20 protein-coding genes are annotated in these 21,277 nt (G+C 55.2%); 5 read left to right on the forward strand and 15 right to left on the reverse strand.

Annotation, left to right across the window (positions count from 1 at the left end; translation table 11 throughout):
- Positions 1-3: 3 nt before the first annotated feature.
- Together B2T33_RS10060 and B2T33_RS10065 are read left to right on the forward strand one after the other, a co-directional pair.
- On the forward strand, positions 4-924 hold the full coding sequence (locus tag B2T33_RS10060; RefSeq protein ID WP_064781968.1) for an ABC transporter permease: 921 nt from the start codon (positions 4-6) through the stop codon (positions 922-924).
- Positions 921-2,081: an ABC transporter permease gene (locus B2T33_RS10065; protein WP_064781969.1), complete on the forward strand. Its 1,161-nt coding sequence runs from the start codon at positions 921-923 to the stop codon at positions 2,079-2,081. The genes B2T33_RS10060 and B2T33_RS10065 overlap by 4 nt, the downstream gene beginning before the upstream one ends.
- 85 nt (positions 2,082-2,166) lie before the next feature.
- On the opposite strand, the gene B2T33_RS10070 is transcribed toward B2T33_RS10065, so the two are convergent.
- The 15 genes from B2T33_RS10070 to B2T33_RS10140 all read right to left on the reverse strand — a co-directional run bounded on the left by B2T33_RS10070 (position 2,167) and on the right by B2T33_RS10140 (position 16,883).
- Positions 2,167-2,562, reverse strand: coding sequence for a RidA family protein (locus tag B2T33_RS10070; protein WP_063090420.1), 396 nt, complete (start codon positions 2,560-2,562; stop codon positions 2,167-2,169).
- Positions 2,555-2,986: an acyl-CoA thioesterase gene (locus tag B2T33_RS10075; RefSeq protein WP_064781970.1), complete on the reverse strand. Its 432-nt coding sequence runs from the start codon at positions 2,984-2,986 to the stop codon at positions 2,555-2,557. The genes B2T33_RS10070 and B2T33_RS10075 overlap by 8 nt, the downstream gene beginning before the upstream one ends.
- A gap of 1 nt (position 2,987) precedes the next feature.
- The gene (locus tag B2T33_RS10080) at positions 2,988-3,677 is read right to left on the reverse strand and encodes an ABC transporter ATP-binding protein (protein ID WP_064781971.1); all 690 of its coding nucleotides are present in this window, start codon (positions 3,675-3,677) and stop codon (positions 2,988-2,990) included.
- Between the two features lies 1 nt (position 3,678).
- Positions 3,679-4,428 (reverse strand): ABC transporter ATP-binding protein, encoded by a 750-nt coding sequence (locus B2T33_RS10085; protein ID WP_064781972.1) that lies wholly within the window; start codon positions 4,426-4,428, stop codon positions 3,679-3,681.
- Positions 4,421-5,407: a branched-chain amino acid ABC transporter permease gene (locus tag B2T33_RS10090; protein ID WP_064781973.1), complete on the reverse strand. Its 987-nt coding sequence runs from the start codon at positions 5,405-5,407 to the stop codon at positions 4,421-4,423. The genes B2T33_RS10085 and B2T33_RS10090 overlap by 8 nt, the downstream gene beginning before the upstream one ends.
- Positions 5,407-6,324, reverse strand: coding sequence for a branched-chain amino acid ABC transporter permease (locus B2T33_RS10095; RefSeq protein WP_286791916.1), 918 nt, complete (start codon positions 6,322-6,324; stop codon positions 5,407-5,409). Before B2T33_RS10095 ends, B2T33_RS10090 begins: the two co-directional genes overlap by 1 nt.
- A 79-nt stretch (positions 6,325-6,403) precedes the next feature.
- Positions 6,404-7,543, reverse strand: coding sequence for an ABC transporter substrate-binding protein (locus B2T33_RS10100; RefSeq protein WP_008891971.1), 1,140 nt, complete (start codon positions 7,541-7,543; stop codon positions 6,404-6,406).
- Positions 7,544-7,680: 137 nt separating this feature from the next.
- The gene (kynA, locus tag B2T33_RS10105; RefSeq protein ID WP_286791917.1) at positions 7,681-8,529 is read right to left on the reverse strand and encodes a tryptophan 2,3-dioxygenase; all 849 of its coding nucleotides are present in this window, start codon (positions 8,527-8,529) and stop codon (positions 7,681-7,683) included.
- A 1-nt stretch (position 8,530) separates the two neighbouring features.
- Entirely contained in the window at positions 8,531-9,724 is a 1,194-nt protein-coding gene (kynU, locus tag B2T33_RS10110) for a kynureninase (RefSeq protein WP_286791918.1), read from the reverse strand.
- A complete protein-coding gene (locus B2T33_RS10115; protein WP_286791919.1) occupies positions 9,721-11,346 on the reverse strand; it encodes an AMP-binding protein in 1,626 nt (541 codons plus the stop codon). Before B2T33_RS10115 ends, kynU begins: the two co-directional genes overlap by 4 nt.
- Before the next feature lie 25 nt (positions 11,347-11,371).
- The gene (locus B2T33_RS10120) at positions 11,372-12,523 is read right to left on the reverse strand and encodes an acyl-CoA dehydrogenase family protein (protein ID WP_286791920.1); all 1,152 of its coding nucleotides are present in this window, start codon (positions 12,521-12,523) and stop codon (positions 11,372-11,374) included.
- On the reverse strand, positions 12,523-13,335 hold the full coding sequence (locus B2T33_RS10125) for an enoyl-CoA hydratase family protein (protein WP_286791921.1): 813 nt from the start codon (positions 13,333-13,335) through the stop codon (positions 12,523-12,525). Before B2T33_RS10125 ends, B2T33_RS10120 begins: the two co-directional genes overlap by 1 nt.
- A complete protein-coding gene (locus B2T33_RS10130) occupies positions 13,328-13,822 on the reverse strand; it encodes a MarR family winged helix-turn-helix transcriptional regulator (RefSeq protein ID WP_245227956.1) in 495 nt (164 codons plus the stop codon). Before B2T33_RS10130 ends, B2T33_RS10125 begins: the two co-directional genes overlap by 8 nt.
- Positions 13,823-13,824: 2 nt before the next feature.
- Complete coding sequence (locus B2T33_RS10135) at positions 13,825-14,583, reverse strand: SDR family NAD(P)-dependent oxidoreductase (protein WP_286791922.1); 759 nt, start codon at positions 14,581-14,583, stop codon at positions 13,825-13,827.
- Positions 14,584-14,588: 5 nt separating this feature from the next.
- Positions 14,589-16,883, reverse strand: coding sequence for a bifunctional salicylyl-CoA 5-hydroxylase/oxidoreductase (locus B2T33_RS10140; protein ID WP_286791923.1), 2,295 nt, complete (start codon positions 16,881-16,883; stop codon positions 14,589-14,591).
- A gap of 180 nt (positions 16,884-17,063) precedes the next feature.
- Here B2T33_RS10140 and B2T33_RS10145 point away from each other — a divergent pair, with 180 nt between their 5' ends.
- From B2T33_RS10145 to B2T33_RS10155, 3 genes are all read left to right on the forward strand, one after another.
- Complete coding sequence (locus B2T33_RS10145; protein WP_197145467.1) at positions 17,064-17,900, forward strand: alpha/beta hydrolase; 837 nt, start codon at positions 17,064-17,066, stop codon at positions 17,898-17,900.
- 1 nt (position 17,901) lies between these two features.
- A complete protein-coding gene (locus B2T33_RS10150) occupies positions 17,902-19,860 on the forward strand; it encodes a 3-hydroxyacyl-CoA dehydrogenase NAD-binding domain-containing protein (RefSeq protein ID WP_197145468.1) in 1,959 nt (652 codons plus the stop codon).
- Between the two features lie 213 nt (positions 19,861-20,073).
- Positions 20,074-21,027 (forward strand): glycosyltransferase family 2 protein, encoded by a 954-nt coding sequence (locus B2T33_RS10155; RefSeq protein ID WP_197145469.1) that lies wholly within the window; start codon positions 20,074-20,076, stop codon positions 21,025-21,027.
- The last annotated feature ends 250 nt before the right edge of the window (positions 21,028-21,277 follow it).

Raw genomic sequence — 21,277 nt, forward strand, 5'->3', positions numbered from 1 at the left:
ATCATGCGTGATCTTTTTTACGACCTTGTCAGACGCAACGGGATGGCTGTCTCGATCTATCTGATGCTTGCGGTCAGCCTTTGGGTGTTCATTCTGATCATCCTGCCGCAACTGACCATGCTGGATTATTCGTTCCGCTTTAACCTGCCACCGGCCAAGATTGGCGGCCCCGAAGACGTTTATACCCTTGAGCAATATCGCTATTTCTTCCAGGGAAGTGGCGCGTCCGACGGGTTAAATACCCTTGATATCGGCATCCTGTTCAAAACGCTGCTTGCGGCTGTGTTTGTCACAGTGTTCGATTTGATCATCTGTTATCCGGTGGCCTTTGTGCTGGCGAAATCATCGACCGGTGCCAAGGCGCGCTTGCTGGTACTGGCGCTTATCGTGCCGTACTGGATCAACGAAATCCTGCGTGCCTTTGCGTTTCGTATTCTGTTTGGCGCCACGGGTGTGATCAATGAAACCGGCATGGGGCTTGGCCTTTGGGATACGCCAATTGACTTTATCCGCCAGGACGTCGCGCTCTATGCCGGGTTGGCTTATGCCTACATCCTTTTGATGATCTTCCCGCTTTATAACGCGATTGAAAGCCTTGATCGTAACCAGATCGAAGCCGCGCGTGACATGGGCGCCAACTGGTGGCAGGTCCATGCCAAGGTTGTCATTCCCTATGCCAAGCCGGGCATTGCATCGGGCATGACGATGGTCTTCATGCTGACATCCGGCGCCCTTGCTGCACCGCAGATTTTGGGAGGCCCATCGAACCTGTGGTTCACGCAGCTAGTCTATCAATGGTTTAACTCCGGCGGCAACTGGCCGCGTGGGTCGGCCTATGCGATGGTTCTGCTGATTGTCTGTATCGCGCTTGTCCTGCTGGTGATGCGCCTGTTCAAGGTATCGATCGGGGAGATCAAACAATGAGGATGAAATCCCCGACTGCATTGATCCCCGGTCTGTATTTGACCCTGTTCTTTGCCTATTTGTTCGGACCGTTGATCATTATGGTGATCACCGCGTTCAACTCATCGACCTTCCCGCGCGTATCGCCGTGGGAGTGTTTTACCACCGACTGGTTTGGCAAGCTTGCCAGCGATGACAAGCTTCTTTCCGGGCTTGGTAATTCGCTTTTGATCGGGGTGGGCGTTGTTTGTGTTGCCATTCCAATCGGACTGGCAGCCGCAATCACACTGTCACAGGTTGGGCCCAAATTACGCGCAGCCCTTTATACGATCTTCATTGCGCCCATTCTCGTACCCGGCGTTGTCATCGGTCTTTCGACCCTGATTTTCTGGGACAGGATCGGCACCCTTTTCAATGCACCGTATGAGAGCTTCTTTTATGACGGAACGTTCCTGACCATCTTTGGTCAGGTGACCTTCATCGCCGCTTATTCGATGCTTGTGTTCCTGTCACGTATCCAGCGGTTTGACACCACGCTTACCGAAGCGGCCCTTGATATGGGGGCCACGCCAACACAGGCGTTTGTCAAAGTGCTTTTGCCCTTCATGGCACCGGCGATTGGTTCGGCGACGGTTCTTGCGTTTCTGGCATCGCTTGAAAACTACAACACCACCGTGTTTACGATTGTTTCAAGCAGCACCTTCACCACGGTTCTGTCATCGAAGGTGCGGTATGGTCTTGACCCGTCAATCTCGGCCGTGGCGGTGATTATTATCGCCATCACGCTCATCGGTGCGATCATTTATGAATGCCGCAATCGCTATTACACCAAGGGCTGGGCCCATGTGATTGCCGAACGTCCGGCTTTGAAGATCGCGACCCATCCAGGAACGGTGGCCGTGATTTTGGGGGTTCTGACACTTGCCGCGGTTCTGTTTATCCAGAACCATGATTCCAGTGTCTGCACGGCGCAAGTCCTTGAAGAAAAGCGCGCCCTGCAACAGCAGTTGATGGAACAGCAATCGATCAACACACCACAACAGGCTGTGCCAGCCCCGACCATGCCCAACCTTGGCCCGCTTGGCGGTGATGAGGGCGGTGCATCGGCACCAAGCCCGTTTGGCAACAACATCTTCTCGCCCGAGAACCTCGGAACCAGTGCCCGGGAAGGCAATTAAAAATCACCTTCCGGCAAGCTGATCAACAAAAAGGGCAGCACGTGATGTGCTGCCCTTTTTTGTTCCGTCATGTCCTAATGCTTGATCAGGATGGGATGGCGGCGGTTGCTTCGATCTCGACCAGAGCTTCGTCTTCGACGAGTTCCTTGACCACAACCATGGTCATCGCCGGGAAATGCTTGCCAAGAACGCGCTGATAGGCCTGCCCGACTTCGCGCTGATGGGCGAGATATTCCTTTTTATCCGTGACATACCAGGTCAGTCGGGCAATGTGTTCGGGCTTGCCACCAGCGGCTTCCAGAACGGCAACAATGTTTTTAAGCGCCTGTTCCATCTGGCCGACAAAATCCTTGGCAACAAAGACCTGATCTTCGTTCCAGCCAATCTGGCCACCGATGTAAAGTCGGGCACCATCGGCCAAGACGCCGTTGGCATATCCCTTGGGCTGTTTCCATCCGTCCGGCTGAATGATTTTATGCATTGTTTTCTACCACTTGATTGATTTCTTTTTCGATTTTGGCACGCAAATCATCTGGCCATGCCACTGACTTTCCGGCCCCGTGTTTCGTAAAGACCAGGGTGACCGTTGTTTTCAGGCGTTGCTCGGCACCTGATCGTGCGGTGATTTCCAGCTCTAAACTGGAACGTCCGATCCGGGTCGGGATCAGACAGAATTCCAAAACATCGCCAAGCTTGCTTGGCGCAGTAAACGCGACACTGAGTGCCGCTGTCGGCACGGCAACCTTCATCGGGCCATGCATGGTCGGAAACCCGAACCCGATGACCTGATCAAACCATTCCTCGACCGTGGCATTCACCATCTCGAAATAGCGGGGATAGAAAACAATCCCCGCCGGATCGCAATGTTGGAACAGAACCTTCTGCTGATAGGTGAATGCCCCCATATCAGACCCCCAGATACCGGTCAGCCAGATCGTCGGTCAGTTCATTCACCGCCCCACTCCAGGCCGTGATGCCCTTTTCGACAATCACATAGCGATCAGCGACACCCGAAAGTTCCTTAAGCGACTTGTCGACCACAAGGATAGTCAGCCCCGATTGTTTAAGCTGATTGATCGCCGCCCAGATTTCCTGACGCACGACGGGGGCCAGTCCCTCGGTTGCTTCATCAAGGATCAGCAAACGTGGGTTGGTCATCAGCGCCCGGCCAATCGCCAGCATCTGTTGCTCGCCCCCCGAAAGGGTCATGGCCTTTTGATCACGGCGTTCGGCCAGACGCGGGAACAGTCCCGCCACACGATCAAAATCCCATTCGCCCGGGCGGGCAGCAGCAATCAGGTTTTCGGTTACGCTAAGCTGGGCAAAGCACCGGCGTCCTTCGGGCACCAGACCAAGACCAAGGCGGGCCGCCTTGTGCGATGGCATCTTCGCCAGATCCTGCCCGGCAAAATGGATCGAACCATCACGATGTTCCATCATGCGACAGATGGTTTTGATCGTGGTGGTTTTGCCCATGCCGTTACGGCCCATAAGGGCGACGGCCTCGCCTTCGTTGAGGGACAAATCAATGCCAAACAGGGCCTGCGATGCGCCATAAAACGCGGTAACGCCACTAAGTTCGAGAAGTGCAGTCATATCAGGCTTCCTCCCCGAGATAGGCACGTTTGACATCATCATTGCCGCGGATTTCGTCCACCGTGCCGGTGGCAATGATCCGGCCATACACCAGAACCGAAATCCGGTCTGCGAGCGCAAAGACCGCATCCATGTCATGTTCGACCAGAAGGATCGGTGCCTGTCCGCGCAATCCATCAAGGAAACCGGTCAGGCGTTTGGAGCCCTCTGGCCCCATGCCGGCCATCGGTTCATCAAGCAGAAATGCCTTGGGTTCAAGTGCAAGGGCGACGGCCATTTCAAGCTGGCGACGTTCGCCGTGTGAGATGTCGGCTGCACGCATTTGCGCACGATCTGCCAAGCCAACCCGTTCAAGCTGTGCCATCGCTGGATCAACCAGCGACTTGTCACCCAGAACCGGCTTGAAGAAGCGAAACACCTTGCCGCTAACCGATTGGCGCGCCAGCATCACGTTTTGCAGGACCGAGAATTCCGGCATCAGGGACGATACCTGAAACGTTCGGGCCAGCCCCATGCGGGATCGCGCCACCGCATCAAGCGCGTTGATGTTCTGACCGTTGAAATGGATATCGCCGCGGTCAGATTTAATCTCGCCCGCGATCTGTTTGATCAGGGTGGATTTACCTGCTCCGTTCGGACCGATCAGGGCGTGAATTTCGCCCGCTCGCAAATCAAGCGTGACGCTGTCACTGGCCAGAAGTGACCCGAACTGCTTGGTGACATCGGAAAGCGAAAGAATGGCATCAGACATGTTTACGCTCCCCCGCCAGAACACCGACAAGTCCACCGCGCGCAAACAGCACGACCAGAAGCAGCAACACGCCCAGCGGCAACTGCCAGAATTCCCAGACACCCCCCAGAAGATGTTCCAGAATGATGTAAAGGGCCGCACCGGCAAGCGGACCAAACAAACGCCCGACCCCGCCCAGAATGACAAACACCATGATTTCACCTGACATGTGCCAGGACAGCATTGTCGGGCTGACAAAGCGGTTGAGGTCGGCATAAAGCGCACCGGCAAGGGCGGTGATCATCGCCGAAATCACAAAGGCAACCAGCCGAATGCGAAACGGCGCAATACCAACCGCCGTCATGCGTTGCGCGTTCTGACGCGCCCCCTGAAGGGCAAGACCGAAGCGCGAGCGGATCAGAACGGCCGAGAACACCATCGCAATCGCCAGCATCACGGCACAAAGCGCGAAGAAGCTGATCGGATCAAGGGTGTTGATCCCCGGGAAGCCATTGCGCACATAGATCGACAACCCGTCTTCCCCACCATAAGCTGGCCAGGAGATTGCGAAGTAATAGATCATCTGCGCAAAGGCCAGCGTGATCATGATGAAATAGACCCCGCTGGTGCGCAGCGTGATCGCCCCGATCACCAGCGCAACAAGTGCCGAGACCACAAGGGCAACAATCCAGATGACGATCATCTGGGTTGTACCTTCGATCAGGAACGGGCTTTCCATGATCGGTTCATAGTTTAGCGCATGGCTGGCAAGAATACCGGCAGCGTAACCGCCAATACCAAAGAACGCCGCATGCCCGAACGACACAAGCCCACCATAGCCCAGCACAAGGTTAAGCCCGACACCGGCCATGGCAAAGATCGCGACCTTTGTGGCCAGGGTGATGATAAATGGTTCATCCATGCCAAGCGCGATCAGCGGAACGGTGATGAGCGCAATCGCAAGGATGGAATTAATCAGAAACTCGCGGTTCATGGTCATCAGGAAGTCGCCCCGAACAGACCGCTTGGCCGCAGGAACAGAACCAGCGCCATCACGATATAAATCAACATGGATGCCAGTGCCGAGCCAATCGCCGTGGCACTTGACGGATCAAGGAAGGTCGCAAAAGCATGCGGCAACAGGAAGCGCCCCATCGTATCGGTAAACCCAACCAGCAACGAGCCGACCAACGCGCCTTTAATGGAGCCGATGCCGCCAATGACGATCACGACAAAGGCCAAAATCAGAACCGGTTCGCCCATGCCAACCTGAACCGATTGTGTCGTGCCAACAAAGGCACCGGCAAGCCCGGCCAACGCAGCCCCAAGGGCAAAGACAATGGTGTAAAGACGATCAATATCGACACCAAGGGCCGCGATCATGCCACGGTCAGCCTCGCCCGCGCGGATGCGGATGCCAAGACGGGTTTTGCCGATCAACAGGAACAACCCGACCGCAACAGCAAGCCCGGCGACAATAATAGCCAAACGGAAAAGCGGGTATTGCGATCCGCCCGGCAGGACAACAGTGCCGGTCAGGAAATCAGGCACGCTTAAAAACAGCGGGAAGGATCCGAAAATCCAGCGGGTGCCTTCGGAAAAAATCAAAATAAGCGCAAAAGTCGCCAGAACCTGATCAAGGTGATCACGGTTATAAAGACGGCGGATAATCAACATTTCGACCAGCGCACCGGCAATGGCAGCCGCCATCAGACTGGCGACAAGCCCCAGCCAGAAAGACCCGGTCCATGCAGCCACAGCCGCACAGGCAAACGCACCGATCATATAAAGGGAGCCATGGGCAAGGTTAATCAGCCCCATCACACCGAAAACCAGCGTCAGCCCGGATGCCATCAAAAACAGCATCACCCCGGACTGAAGGCCGTTTAACAGCTGCTCCAGAAAAAGAGAGAACATTATTGGAAACTCCGTCACAAGGTGGTCGGGGACCGATTACAAAATCGAAACCGGTCCCCGGCCTCTTGTCAGCTCTTTATTACATCGAGCATTCCGACGCATAGGCGTCAGAGTGATCCGTCAGCGCCGTACCAATGATCTTGTTGGTCAGCACATCGCCTTCTTTGACGACTTCGCGGACATACAGATCCTGGATCGGATGCTGGTTCGGACCGAAGGTGAACTTGCCGCGCACGGAATTGAAATCAGCCGCACGCAGGGCTTCACGGAAGGCATCCTTGTCCGAAATGCTTGCCTTATCCATCGCCGACAGCAGCAGATTGGCGGTATCGAAGCCAAACGATGCATAGAGCGACGGCAGACGACCATATTCAGCCTGGAAGGTCTCAACGAAAGCTGCGTTGGTCGGATTGTCGATATCTTTCGACCAGTTCGAGGTGTTTTTCACACCAAGTGCTGCGTCACCAACGGCACCGAGGATGCCCTGATCCATCGAGAAGGCCGGACCAATCAGCGGCTTGTCGACGCCAGACTGGGCATACTGCTTCATGAACGCAATGCCCATGCCACCCGGCAGGAAGAAGAATACGTGATCCGCATCCGACGCACGAATTTGTGCGATTTCAGCTGCGTAGTCGGTTTGGCCAAGCTTGGTGTAAACTTCGTTGGTGATATCGCCAAAGAAGAAGCGCTTGAAACCGGTCAGTGAATCTTTACCCGCCGGATAGTTCGGCGCAAGGATGAACGCCTTTTCATAACCAGCACTCGAAGCATAGCCACCGGCTGCTTCATGCAGGTTGTCGTTCTGATAAGAAACGCTGAAATAGTTCTTGTTGCAGCCCTTGCCGGCCAGCTGCGACGGAGCAGCGTTAACCGACATGTAGATCTTGTCCTGAGCCACAGCAGACGGCACAACGGCCATCGCAAGGTTCGACCAGATAATACCGGTCAGAACATCAACCTTGTCCTGCTGGATCATTTTATCGGCCAACTGAACCGCGATATCCGGTTTGCGCTGATCGTCTTCGATAACGACTTCAAGATCGGGATTGTTTGCCTGTTTGACAGCAAGCATGAAGCCGTCACGTGCATCAATACCAAGCCCTGCACCACCGCCAGAAAGTGTGGTGATCATACCCACCTTGACCGGCTCTGCCTGCGCAGCTCCGGCTGCAAGCAAAGCAGCAGCTGCTGCGATGGTTGTCTTAATACCCTTCATTTAAGCCTCCGTGTTTATACAATTTTTCATTTAGCAACACGTTGATCCCGCGACATTTATGTCTTTATGCGCCACGGTTTTAGTGAACCTGATGCCTGCCCCTGATTTTGCAGTATTTGCATCCGGTCCGTCCATCCTCAAAGCGCGGTTCTAACCCGCCAGAGTTCCGGAAACAGTTCTACTTCCAACATTTTCTTCAGGTAACTGACGCCTCCCGTGCCGCCAGTGCCACGCTTGAACCCGATCACGCGTTCGACCGTCGTGACATGGTTAAAGCGCCATCGCCGGAAATAGTCTTCGAAATCGACCAGCTTTTCCGCCAATTCATAAAGCGACCAGTATTTGCCCGGATCGCTGTAAACCTTTTGCCAGGCGGCGATCACCGCATCATTCGCCGCATAGGGGGCCGACACATCACGGTTCAGAACGTCTGCTGGCACCTCAATTCCGTCCTCTGCATTCAGCAAGCAAAGGGCTTCGTCATAAAGGCTGGGTGTTGCCAGCTCCGCCTTGAGCATTTCGGTGATGTCTTCGCGGTGCGCATGCGGACGCAACATCGCATGGTTACGATTGCCCAGCATGAATTCGATCAGGCGATACTGATAGGACTGGAACCCTGATGACGGGCCAAGCGCATCGCGAAACGTTGTATAATCGCTTGGCGTCATAGTGCGCAGGACATCCCATGCATTGTTCAGTTGTTCGAAAATACGCGACACACGCGCCAGCATCTTGAACGCCGGGCGCAGATCGCCGCCATGGATCGCCTTGCGGGCCGCACTGATTTCGCGAATGGCAAGCTTCATCCAAAGTTCTGACGTCTGGTGCTGAATGATGAAAAGCATTTCATCATGGGCATCGGACTGCGGGTGCTGAGCCGTCAGGATCGCATCAAGTGACAGATAATCACCATAGGACATCTGATCGGAGAAATCCGTGCGCGCACCTTCCGTGCTTGGATCATATGGCGAGGTCTGCTTTGCCATCTCAGGTCACCGCGTTGCGTTTGTGGAATTCCGGCTTGTCCCAAGCGCGGGTTTCCATGATTTCAGCCAAAATCTTCACCGCACCATCAACATCACCCTTGTCGATATAAAGCGGGGTAAAGCCAAAGCGGATGACATCCGGTGCGCGGAAGTCACCAATCACACCGCGCGCGATCAAGGCCTGCATGACGGCATATCCCTGATCAAACTTGAACGACACCTGCGATCCACGTTCTTCGGGATTGCGCGGGCTTGCCAGTTCCAGCATCGGGCAATTTGCCTCGACCCCGGCGATGAATTGTTCACACAGCTCGATACTGCGTTTGCGGATATCGGCCATGTCAACGCCGTCCCATGCCTTCATGGCTTCTTCCAACACGGTCATCTGAATGACCGGCGGTGTGCCGACACGCATGCGCGATACATCCGGTGCCGGGGTATAATCGGGATCAAAGGCAAAGGGGGCTGCGTGCCCCAACCAGCCCGAAAGTGCCGGGCGGGCAGATTTTGCATGATCTGGGCGGACATAGATAAAGGCCGGTGCACCCGGACCACCATTCAGATACTTGTAGGTACATCCCACAGCGAAATCGGCATTGCATCCCGCCAGATCAACCGGCACAGCCCCGGCCGAATGCGCCAAATCCCAGATCACCAGCGCACCAGCGGCATGCGCCAGATCGGTTAGGCGTTTCATATCATGCATGCGGCCCGTGCGATAATCCACCTGGGTCAGCATCAGCACCGCCAGATCTTCGTTGATCAGGCTTTCGACGTCTTCCGGGTTCGGTGTTTTCAACACATGACCACGATCAAGCGACTTGATCAGGCCGTCAGCCATATAAAGGTCAGTCGGGAAGTTGCCATTGTCAGAAACGATCACCTTGCGATCCGGGCGCATTTCAAGCGCACTTGCGAGTGCCTGATAGACCTTGATTGACAGGGTATCGCCCATCACCACAGTACCGGGTGCCGCCCCGATCAAACGCGCGACAAGATTGCCGACACGTTCGGGTTGCTCCATCCATTTGGCATCGTTCCAGCCACGGATCAGCATTTCCCCCCATTCCTGTTCGATCATCTCCTTGGCGCGGTTGGCCGCCGTTTTCGGCAGCACACCAAGCGAGTTCCCATCAAGGTAAATCAAACCTTCCGGGATATGGAACAGGGATTTGGTGGCGGCAAAGTCGGTCATGCAGACGGTTCCTGTTTAAGTCTGAAGCGCTGGATTTTTCCAGTCGCGGTTTTTGGCAACGCCTCGATAAAGACGACGGAGCGCGGATATTTAAACGGCGCGATGGTCGCTTTTACATGATCCTGAAGCGCTTTGGCCATCTCGGGCGTTGGGTCGAACCCTTCGGCCAGGACAATATGCGCCTGAACGATCGTTCCGCGTTCTTCATCGGGCGCGCCAACAACCGCACATTCCGCCACCGACGCATGCGCCAGCAAGGCGGCCTCGACCTCTGGCCCGGCGATGTTATAGCCCGACGACACAATCATATCGTCGTTGCGGGCCGCGAAATGATAGTAGCCGTCCTCATCAACAAAGAACGCATCCCCCGTCAGGTTCCAGCCATCGCGGACATAAACGCTCTGACGCACGTCATCCAGATAACGACATCCCGTGGGACCACGAACCGCAAGGCGCCCGACGGTTCCGACCGGCACTTCGTTCATTTTGTCATCGACAATCTTGGCTTCGTATCCGGTTACCGGCCGACCTGTGCAGGCCGGGTGGCTGTCACCGAACCGGTTGGAAATAAAGATATGGAGCATCTCGGTCGCACCGATGCCATCAAGCATCGGCTTACCGGTTTTTGCCATCCACGCTTCATAGACCGGGGCTGGCAGGGTTTCACCGGCCGACACAGCGGCGCGCAGCGATGACAGATCCGCACCATCTTCCATGGCTGATAACATCACGCGATACGCAGTCGGTGCGGTAAAGCAAACAGTTGCCTTATAGGTTTCGATAATTTCGATCATGTTGGGTGGGGACGCCTTTTCAAGCAGCGTCGCCGTCGCCCCGAACCGCAGCGGAAAGATCGCAAGCCCGCCAAGCCCGAATGTAAAGGCCAGCGGCGGGGAGCCTACAAACACGTCATCAGGGGTGACATTCAGCACTTCCTTGGCATAGCCATCGGCAATGATCAAAAGATCCCGGTGGAAATGCATGGTCGCCTTCGGGCTGCCGGTGGTGCCCGATGTAAAGCCCAACAAGGCAACATCATCGCGCCCGGTCTTGACCGCTTCGAACTTGACCGATTTGGTCAGCGCAATGCGATCAAGCTCCGCATCATGATTGGCCGTGCCGTCAAAGCCGATCACCTTTTTAAGGAACTTGCTGTCCTTGGCGCACGCCACCAATTCATCCATCAGACGCGTGTCGCACAGGGCAAATTCTATCTCGGCCTTGTCAACGATCTGGCCCAGTTCACCGGCACGGAGCATCGGCATGGTATTGACCACAACCGCCCCGGCCTTGGTCGCGGCCAGCCAGCAGGCTACCATGGCCGGGTTGTTGGCCGACCGGATCAGGATGCGATTGCCGGGCTTAACACCGTAATCCTCAGCCAGCGCATGGGCGATCCGGTTGGTCCAGTCTGCCAGTTCCTTATAGGTCCGCTGGCGACCATTGCCGATCAGGGCGGTGTTATCGCCAAATCCCTGTTCGACCATTTTGTCGGTCAGTTCGACCCCGGCATTCAGATATTCGGGATAATAAAACCCATCCAGATTGATATCCGGCCATTCTGCAAACGGGGGCAATTTATCCCGTGTGAAGCTATCGGTATGTGCGGTTGGTCCGAGCATTGTGAAGTCCCTGATACAGCCATTATTACGCCAGCGTTTGCCGTGCGATGATTATTTTCTGGACGTCGGATGCGCCTTCATAAATGCGAAGAGCGCGAATTTCCCGGTAAAGCGATTCAACGATGTGCCCGCTGCGCACACCATCGCCGCCATGAATTTGCACCGCCTTATCGATGACGGTTTGTGCATGATCGGTTGAATAAAGCTTGGCCATTGCCGCTTCGCGACTGACGCGCGCAGCACCACTGTCCTTAAGCCAAGCAGCGCGATACACCAGAAGGGCCGAGGCATCGATATCAAGCGCCATGTCCGCGACATGCCCCTGAACCATCTGCAAATCAAAAAGTGGCGCGCCAAACAGTTCGCGTTCCTGAACGCGGGTGATGGTTTCATCAAGTGCCCGACGCGCAAAGCCAAGGGCGGCTGCGGCAACGGTCGATCGGAAAACATCCAGAACCGACATCGCGATCTTGAACCCATCCCCACCCTTGCCCATCAGGGCCGAGGCCGGAATACGGCAATCGGTAAATTTCAAACGTGCCAACGGATGAGGCGCGATGGTGTGCAGGCGTTCCGCAATTTCAAAGCCGGGCACGTTCGCCGGAACGATGAAGGCCGAAAGCCCCTTGGCCCCGGGGGCCTCACCGGTGCGGGCAAAGACACAATAGAAATCAGCGATGCCGCCGTTCGAAATCCAGGTTTTTTCACCGTTCAGGACGAAGTCATCGCCATCACGCTTTGCCTCAAGCGCGATATTGGCAACGTCCGATCCCGATTGCGGTTCGGTCAGCGCAAAGGCGGCAATCGCCTTGCCGGAACGGACTTTGGGCAACCAGTTATCTTTCTGGTCGTTTGTTCCGAACAAGGAGATTGCGCCACTCCCCAAACCTTGCATCGCAAATGAAAAATCAGCCAGCCCGTCATAACGCGCCAGTGTTTCACGGATCAGGCAAAGCGATCTGACATCAAGCTTTGATCCCGCATCAGCCGGATCAATCGCGGCATGACGCAACCAGTCGCCACTGGCCAGACGTGCCACAAGATCGCGACAGGCCGCATCGACATCTTCGTGATTGATGCCCTTGATGTTGCTTGCGGCCCAATCATCAAGCTTTGCCGCCAGTTCACGATGGCGGTCTTCAAAGAATGGCCAATCAAGATAGGTCTTATCTGCCATCAGTCGCCCTCGAACACCGGTTTTTCCTTGGCAACGAATGCCTTGTAGGCGCGATTGAAATCCTCGGTCTGCATGCAGATTGCCTGCGCCTGTGCTTCGGCCTCGATCGCTTGTTCGATCGACATATTCCATTCTTGGGCCAGCATGGTTTTGGTCATCATGTGACCAAAGTTCGGGCCTTGGGATATACGGGTCGCAAGTGCAATCGCTTCGGCCTCAAGCACATCTGCATCGACCAGACGATTATAAAAGCCCCAACGCTCGCCTTCCTCTGCCGACATGGATCGGCCGGTATAAAGAAGCTCTGCTGCGCGGCCCTGTCCGATGATGCGTGGCAGGATGGCACATGCCCCCATGTCACATCCGGCAAGCCCGACCCGGGTAAACAGAAAGGCGGTTTTCGATGCCGCCGTCGCCAGTCGCAAATCAGATGCCATGGCAATGATCGCCCCGGCGCCGACACAAACACCATCAACCGCCGCAATCACCGGCTTGCCACAGGCAATGATCGCCTTGACCAGATCACCGGTCATGCGGGTGAATTCCAGAAGGCCCTTCATGTCCTTGTCGATCAACGGGCCGATGATGTCATGTACATCCCCGCCAGAGCAGAAATTGCCCCCGTTCGAGCCAAACACGACCGCCTTGACGTCATCGGCATAGACCAGATCGCGGAATGTATCGCGAAGCTCGGCATAGCTATCAAATGTCAGCGGGTTCTTCCGATCCGGGCGATCAAGCGAAATGACCGCAACGTCGCCTTCCATGCGCCAGTTGAAATGTTTGGGCGTGATGTTCGCCATCTTAGTCATGGTGGGGCGCCTCGTTATGATGGGAAATGTTGCGCAGGATGCGGATCAGGGCATCGGCATCGCCAGACGACAAATCGGAAAACAGATCCGAAACCCAACCCTCATGCACCAGCGCACGTTCAGCGAAATCCTTTTCACCGGCCGGGGTCAGACGAACAATCGATGCTCGGCGATCATTTTCGACCGGCATGCGAACAACCAATCCCTCTGCCACCAGACGATCAACAATCCCGGTAACATTGCCGTTTGATACCATCAGCGACTTTGAAAGCTCGCTCATGCGCATGCCATCGCGTTCGCGATAAAGGGCGGCCAGCACGTCAAAGCGCGGCAGCGTTGATCCGAACTCAAGGCGCATCTTTTCGCGCAGCTCGCCTTCGATCTTGCGCGACACCTTCAGGATTTGCAGCCAGGCGCGTAACCGTGCCTTCGACAAATCAGACGTCTCATTTCCTGCCCGTTCGGAAAGTGCTTCGGATTTGTTCATGTTCATACTTCTCCTCCCGAAACGGAAATCGTCTGTCCCGTTATCGATGCCGCCTTGGGGCTGCAAAGCCACATGACGGTTTCAGCAACCTCTTCAGGCTGAATGAACCGGTTTTGCGGATTGATTTTGGCAAGGCTTGCGCGCGCGGCGTCCTTGGTCATGCCGGTTTTGGCAACGATGTTTTCCACCGACGTTGCCAACATCGGCGTTTCCATGAAGCCCGGACAAACCGCATTGATCGTGATCGGGCTGGTGGCCAACTCTGCCGCCATGCCCTTGACCATGCCCACAACGCCATGTTTTGCCGCACAATATGCCGTGACATAGGCATAACCCTTGAGCCCCGCTGTCGAGGCGATTGAAATCAGCCGCCCCGGTTTGGTCTTGTCCATCGCAGCCAATCCTTCACGGAACGTCAAAAACGTACCGGTCAGATTGACATCCATGGTCCGTTGCCAAAGATCGACCGATGTTTTGCCAATCGGTGCACTCTCGGCCATGCCGGCATTGGCGATCACCAGATCGGGGGTGCCGACCACATCGACCATGGTTGTGAACATATCTTGCACTGATGTTTCATCGGTGACATCGGCCACGATGGCAGTGATGTTTTGATGTTCGGCAACCTCGGCCAGCACATCTGATCGCCGTCCGGATACCACAACCTTCACCCCGGAATCAGCCAGCATCCGGGCCATCACGGCCCCGACACCAGAACCGCCGCCGGTGATCAATGCGTTATGAACAGCAAGATCGCGCATGTGGCTTATACCTTTCCGGTCATGGTTTCAGCCCGCTCGGCCAGACGGCACATCTGATCACGCCCGGCATAGTATGGCGCCGGCCAGTTTTCGGTGCGATTGCCAAGGCCGGCTGCCTGATGCAGTGTCCAATAAGGGTTGGCCAGATGCGGTCGCGCCAGACAAACAAGATCAGCACGCCCGGCCATCAGGATCGAATTGACGTGATCGGCCTCATAGATATTGCCAACCGCCATGGTCGGAATACCGGCCTCGTTGCGGATACGGTCGGAAAACGGCGTCTGGAACATACGGCCATAAACCGGCTTGGCATCCGTTGTCGTTTGCCCCGCCGAAACGTCACAAATATCGACGTCATTGGCTTTCAGCATCCGGGCAATCTCGACCGCTTCTTCGGGCGTAATCCCCTCATCACCGACCCAGTCATTGGCCGAAATACGTACCGACATCGGCTTATTCTCGGGCCATGCCGCACGAACGGCATTGATGACTTCAAGCGGATAACGCATCCGGTTTTCAAGCGATCCGCCATATTCATCGTCCCGGATATTGCTGACCGGACTGATGAAAGATGACAGAAGATAGCCATGCGCGGCATGAACCTCGATCATGTCAAAGCCTGCGCGATCGGCCATTTTGGCAGATGCAACAAACTGATCACGAACCATATCCATGTCTTCACGCGTCATGGCCTTTGGCACCGCATTGCGGTCCGACCATGCGATGGCAGATGCCGACATCAGCGGCCAGTTGCCATCCTTTAATGGTGCATCCATTTCTTCCCAGCCAAGCTGGGTCGAGCCCTTCCGCCCGGAATGACCGATCTGCATGCAGACCTTGGCATCCGTCTCGGCATGAATGAAATCTGTAATCCGCGTCCAGGCCTTCTCTTGGCTGACATCATACGCACCCGGGCAGCCCGGCGTGATGCGGCCTTCCGGCGAGACACAGGTCATTTCGGTATAAACCAACCCTGCCCCGCCTTTTGCGCGCTCGGCGTAATGCACCAGATGCCAGTCGGTCGGGCAGCCATCAACCGCCTTATACTGTGCCATCGGCGAGACAACGATGCGGTTCTTAAGCGACATATCGCGCAACTGATAAGGCACGAACATCGGATGACGCACCGGTGCACTTTCCGGAAGACCCGCCTGCGTCTGGAACCATTTTTCCGCACCTTCAAGCCATTTGGCATCGCGCAGGCGCAGGTTTTCGTGACTGATGCGCTGCGATCTGGTCAGAAGCGAATAGGTAAACTGGGTCGGATCAAAATCGAAATAACGTTCGATTTCTTCAAACCACTCCATCGAGTTACGTGCAGCCGACTGCAGACGCAGGACCTCAAGACGGCGTTCGTCTTCATATTTGCCAAAGGCCGATTTAAGGTCACCTTCGGAATGCAGGTAGTTCGCCAGCGCAATCGCACTTTCAAGTGCAAGCTTGGTGCCCGACCCGATGGAAAAATGCGCTGTTGCCGCCGCATCGCCCATCAGAACGATGTTTTCATGTGACCAGCTTTTGCACAGAACGCGCGGGAAGCTCAGCCAGGCCGAACCACGAATATGATGCGCATTGCTGATCAGATTGTGACCGCCCAGATGATCCTTGAAGATATCCTCGCAAGTCGCAATCGACTCTTCCTTGGACATCTCGCCAAAACCATAGGCATTCCAGGTTTCCTGCGTGCATTCGACAATGAAGGTCGCGGTTTCGTCATCAAACTGATAGGCGTGCGCCCAGACCCAACCCTTGTCGGTTTCCTCAAAGATAAAGGTAAAGGCATCATCGAATTTCTGATGCGTACCCAGCCAGACGAACTTGCATTTGCGGGTATCGATATCAGGCTGGAAATGTTCGGCAAATTCCGTGCGGGTTCTGGAATTCAGGCCGTCACTGGCAACGACAAGATCAAATTCCTTGGCGTAATGCGCGGCACTTTCGGCCTCGGTCTCAAACCGAAGCTCAACACCAAGTTCGCGTGCCCGATCTTGTAACAAGATCAGAAGCTTTTTGCGGCCGATGCCGCAGAACCCGTGACCGGTGGAAATTGTCTTTTCGCCCCGATACTGAACCGCAACGTCATCCCAATAGGAAAAGTTGGCGCGAATGGCCTCGGCACTTTTGGTGTCATTCTCGGCCAGATTGTCCAGCGTCTCGTCAGACAGCACCACGCCCCAGCCAAATGTGTCATCAGGCTTGTTGCGTTCAATCACAACAACCTCATGCGCGGGGTCGCGCAATTTCATCGAGATTGCAAAATAAAGCCCCGCAGGACCGCCACCCAGACAAGCTACTCTCACCAGCTTTTCCCTTCCTGATTTGTTTGGTTGTTTCGGGAAACTGATAAAACGGTACGCCTCGTTTTATTTTATTTCAAGCACAAATATTTTAAGTTTGAAATATCTACGGATTTGCCTAGAATTTGATCCATAACCAGAATGCACCAGACAGGTGCTGCACGAAATTTCAGGGAACCGACAATGATTACCGACTGGGATGATGCTTATGCCAATGGCGATTACATTGCCGATGCCGCAACCTATCCGGAACTTTGGGCGACCCAGTCGGCAAAGTTTCGCGACGAGCTGAGTGGCGACAATCGCGCCCGGCTTGACATCGCCTATGGCAACGCCCCCCGCGAAAAATACGATCTTTTCCTCCCGGCCGGCACGCCAAAGGGCTTGGTCGTGTTCGTGCATGGTGGCTACTGGAAGGCGTTTGACAAATCCAGTTGGTCGCATCTGGCGAATGGTGCCGTGACCAAGGGATGGGCTGTCTGCATGCCAAGCTACACACTCGCCCCTGATGCGCGCCTTTCCGACATTACCCGCCAGATCGGGGCTGCAATCACCCATGCCGCGGACCAGATTGCAGGTCCGCTCCGCATCACGGGGCATTCGGCTGGCGGCCATCTGGTTAGCCGCATGGTCAGCCACACGTCACCGCTTTCGTCCTCCATTCTGGCACGGATCGAAAACACGGTTTCCATTTCCGGCCTTCATGATCTTCGCCCGCTGCTGAGGACCTCGATGAACGATACCCTCGGACTGGACGCGGCCGAAGCCGAACATGAAAGTGCTGCCCTTCTGAAGCCCGCGTTATCGTGCTCGATCACCTGCTGGGTCGGGGCGGATGAACGTCCGGAATTTGTTCGCCAGAACGATCTGCTGGCCAATATCTGGACCGGCCTTGGCGCCCGCACGCGAAGTGTGCATGCCCCGGACAAACATCATTTCAATGTGATTGCCGATCTCGCCAACCCGGATTCCGATCTCGTTGCCTGTCTGCTTTCCCCCATCAGTGCAGAGGACGCATAAAATGTCGACCGTCACACTGACACTTGAAAACGCCATTGCGGTTATCACCGTCAACAACCCGCCAATTAACGCGACCAGCCACGTTGTGCGCAGCGGGATCGTCGATGCCCTCGATCAGATTGATGCCAATGATGACATCCGCGCCGCGATCCTGATTTGCGACGGCAAGACCTTCATTGCCGGTGCCGATGTCAGCGAGTTTGGCCAACCGCCAAAGGCGCCGATCCTGCCCGACGTGATCAAACGCATAGAGGCCGCAACCAAACCGGTCATCGCCGCCATTCATGGTCACGCTCTTGGTGGTGGACTGGAAGTGGCCCTTGGTTGTCATTACCGCATTGCCGATAGCACCGCCAAACTTGGCCTGCCGGAAGTCAACCTCGGCCTGATCCCGGGGGCTGGTGGCACGGTCCGCTTGCCACGACTTGTCCCGGTCGCAGAGGCCATCTCGATGATTACCAGCGGCAAACCGGTTTCGGCCACCAAGGCCAACGAGATCGGCTTGCTTGATGCGATTACCCACGGTGCCTTGGGCGATGCCGCACGCGACTTTGCCAAAACCATCCTCAGTCGTGAAACACCGGCATCGCTTCTTGCCCGTGATCCCATTGCTGCGCCGAGCTCTGCGCAATGGGATGACATAACATCCGCGACGAAAAAGAAGGCCCGTGGTCAGGTCGCCCCGCTTGCGGCCATCTCCGCCATCCGAAATGGTATCGAACACGGCCCGGATGCAGGCCTTGATTTTGAACGCGAAAAATTCATCGAACTGCGTGACAGCGATCAGTCAAAGGCGCTGCGTCACATCTTCTTTGCCGAACGCTCTGTTGCCAAACTGCCCGAACTCAAGGGTGTCGAACCGAACCCGATCCGCCAGGTCGGTGTGATTGGCGGCGGCATCATGGGGGCTGGCATTGCCACTGCATCCCTGCTCGCGGGCTTTGATGTCACGATCATCGAACGCGATGAAGCTGCCTGTGACAATGGCCGTGCGACGGTTGAAAAACACCTTGCCGGCAGCCTCAAGCGCGGCCTGATCAGCCAAGATCGTTTTGATGCTCTGATGGCGTCCTTTTCGACCAGCATTGATTACGCTGCCTTGTCTGATGCCGATCTGGTGGTCGAGGCTGTGTTTGAAGATATGGCCGTCAAACATGATGTCTTTGGCAAACTAGGCCTCCATTGCAAAGCCGATGCGGTGCTTGCGTCCAACACATCCTATCTCGACATCAATGAAATTGCCGCGCGCAGCGTTAATCCGCGGCGCGTAATTGGTCTGCATTTCTTCTCACCCGCCCATATCATGAAGCTGCTTGAGGTTGTCCGAACCGACAAGGCCGACGCCAAAAGCCTCGCGACCGCATTCGAGTTCGCCCGCGCCCTTGGCAAGATTGCGGTACCGTGCGGGGTCTGCGATGGCTTTATTGGCAACCGGATCATGTCGGCTTATCGCAAGCATTGTGAATATATGCTCGAAGACGGCGCACTGCCTCATCAAATTGATGCCGCGATGGTTGAATTCGGCTTCCCGATGGGCCTGTTTGCCATGCAGGATATGGCGGGCCTTGAGATTTCCTGGGCCACCCGCAAACGCCTCGCCCCGTTCCGCGATCCGTCAGAACGTTATGTCGCTTTGGGGGATTACCTTTGCGAGATGGGACGTTTTGGCAAAAAGAACGGCCTTGGCTGGTATCGTTACGATGAACACGGCAAGGCTCAGCCTGATCCGGAGGTCGATGCATTGGTGATCGCCGAATCAGAGAAAAAGGGCATTACCCGGCGTGATTTCACCAGCACGGAAATTATGAATGTCATCCTGACCGCCATGCGGAATGAAGGCGACAAGATCATGTCAGAAGGGATCGCCACCAGTGCTGATGCCATCGATGTTGTCATGGTCAATGGGTACGGCTTCCCGAGGCATAAGGGTGGGCCGATATTTATGACGGTATCTGACTAAGCGGTGCAACAGTATGCGTAATTCATTATCAGAAGACCTCGCCTCCAGTTTTTAGACATTTCGTCAGCGTGAAGACCGGTCTCTTTGACAGCCTGACCACAGAGGTGACTAATGCAGTTGGGCCTGATAAAAGCGTCCACTTGGAGAACCAAAAACAACCAAAATTCTTGATTGCAGCACTCAAACAGCAAGCCTTGTGAAGGAATTGGACCGTTGAAGCCAGATGTCAGCTTTGTCGCAACATTTTATAACAAAGAAGATTTCATCCCCAATGTACTGAGCGCGATTTTTGCTCAAAAAGACGTCGGAGACTGTGAATACATCTTCATCGACGACGGCTCGACGGATAATAGCCTTGCTGTTTTAGAAGAATGTTCAAATAATCGCGACAACGTAAAGATCATCACCCAGAAAAACGCTGGCCCCGCGATCGCAACCAATGTCGGCATTGACGCAGCAACACGTCCCTTTATCAAGTTTTGCGACGGTGATGACATTCTCCATCCTCGCGCGACCATAGAACTTTATAAGGCACTAAAGCAGTTCGATGTCGGGCTCGCGTGGAGCTTGGGCGAGGTCGTTTCCGCGAACTCCGAGAAGATGGATGCACCAGACCTACCATTGTCAGACGAAAAACCACAGCTCCTGGCTAATCCAATCGAGCGCGCCCTCAAACTGGCAATTTTCAACCTGACGTGTGTTCTCGCCAAGACAGAAACAGTTCGTGCTGCAGGCGGATGTGACCCGCGCGTCTTTATTCAAGATTATTCTTTCACGCTGCGCCTCGCAAACCAGACAGACTTTGTCCTTGTTCCAAGCATTCTGAATTGGTGCCCAACCGTCGAAAAGACCAACAACCGTGCTTCCGCGTTGGCTGGAGGATCTCAGGTTCTCCATGACCTCAATGCTGCACTTGCATATTTCATCTACGACCATCCCAATATGGATACAAATGTTCGTACCAAAATGCTTCAACGCGCGACAAGCCGCGCTTGGACATGGGTGAAACGACAAGAAAACGCGACCGTGTTTTCTAAAGAATTTTGTCGGTATCTTAACGCTAAGATTTTCCCAAACATCGGAAGTGCCTTTGACCGCACACTAGCCACTTGTGCTTCTTTCCGCCCTGACCGCGGGGTACGCATTCCGCCGACCGCAAAGGGTTGAGCTCATTTGGTTTCTGACCCAAGACTAAAACGACAAACCCCGCCAATGGCGGGGTTTGTCGTTTTGGTTGCGGGGGCAGGATTAGTCTGCGCCCTATGGGCTCCGCCAGCTCCGGCCATTGGCCTTCGCAAAGAACCTGCAAACAGGCATTGGCCTGTTTGCGATGTTCCAATCCGTATGCACCCGGCAAGCGAACATTAAAAAAGCCCGCCACAAGGGCGAGCTTTTTAATGTTGGTTGCGGGGGCAGG

It is taken from the genome of Thalassospira sp. UBA4513 (assembly GCF_002388495.1).
Taxonomy (GTDB): domain Bacteria; phylum Pseudomonadota; class Alphaproteobacteria; order Rhodospirillales; family Thalassospiraceae; genus Thalassospira; species Thalassospira tepidiphila.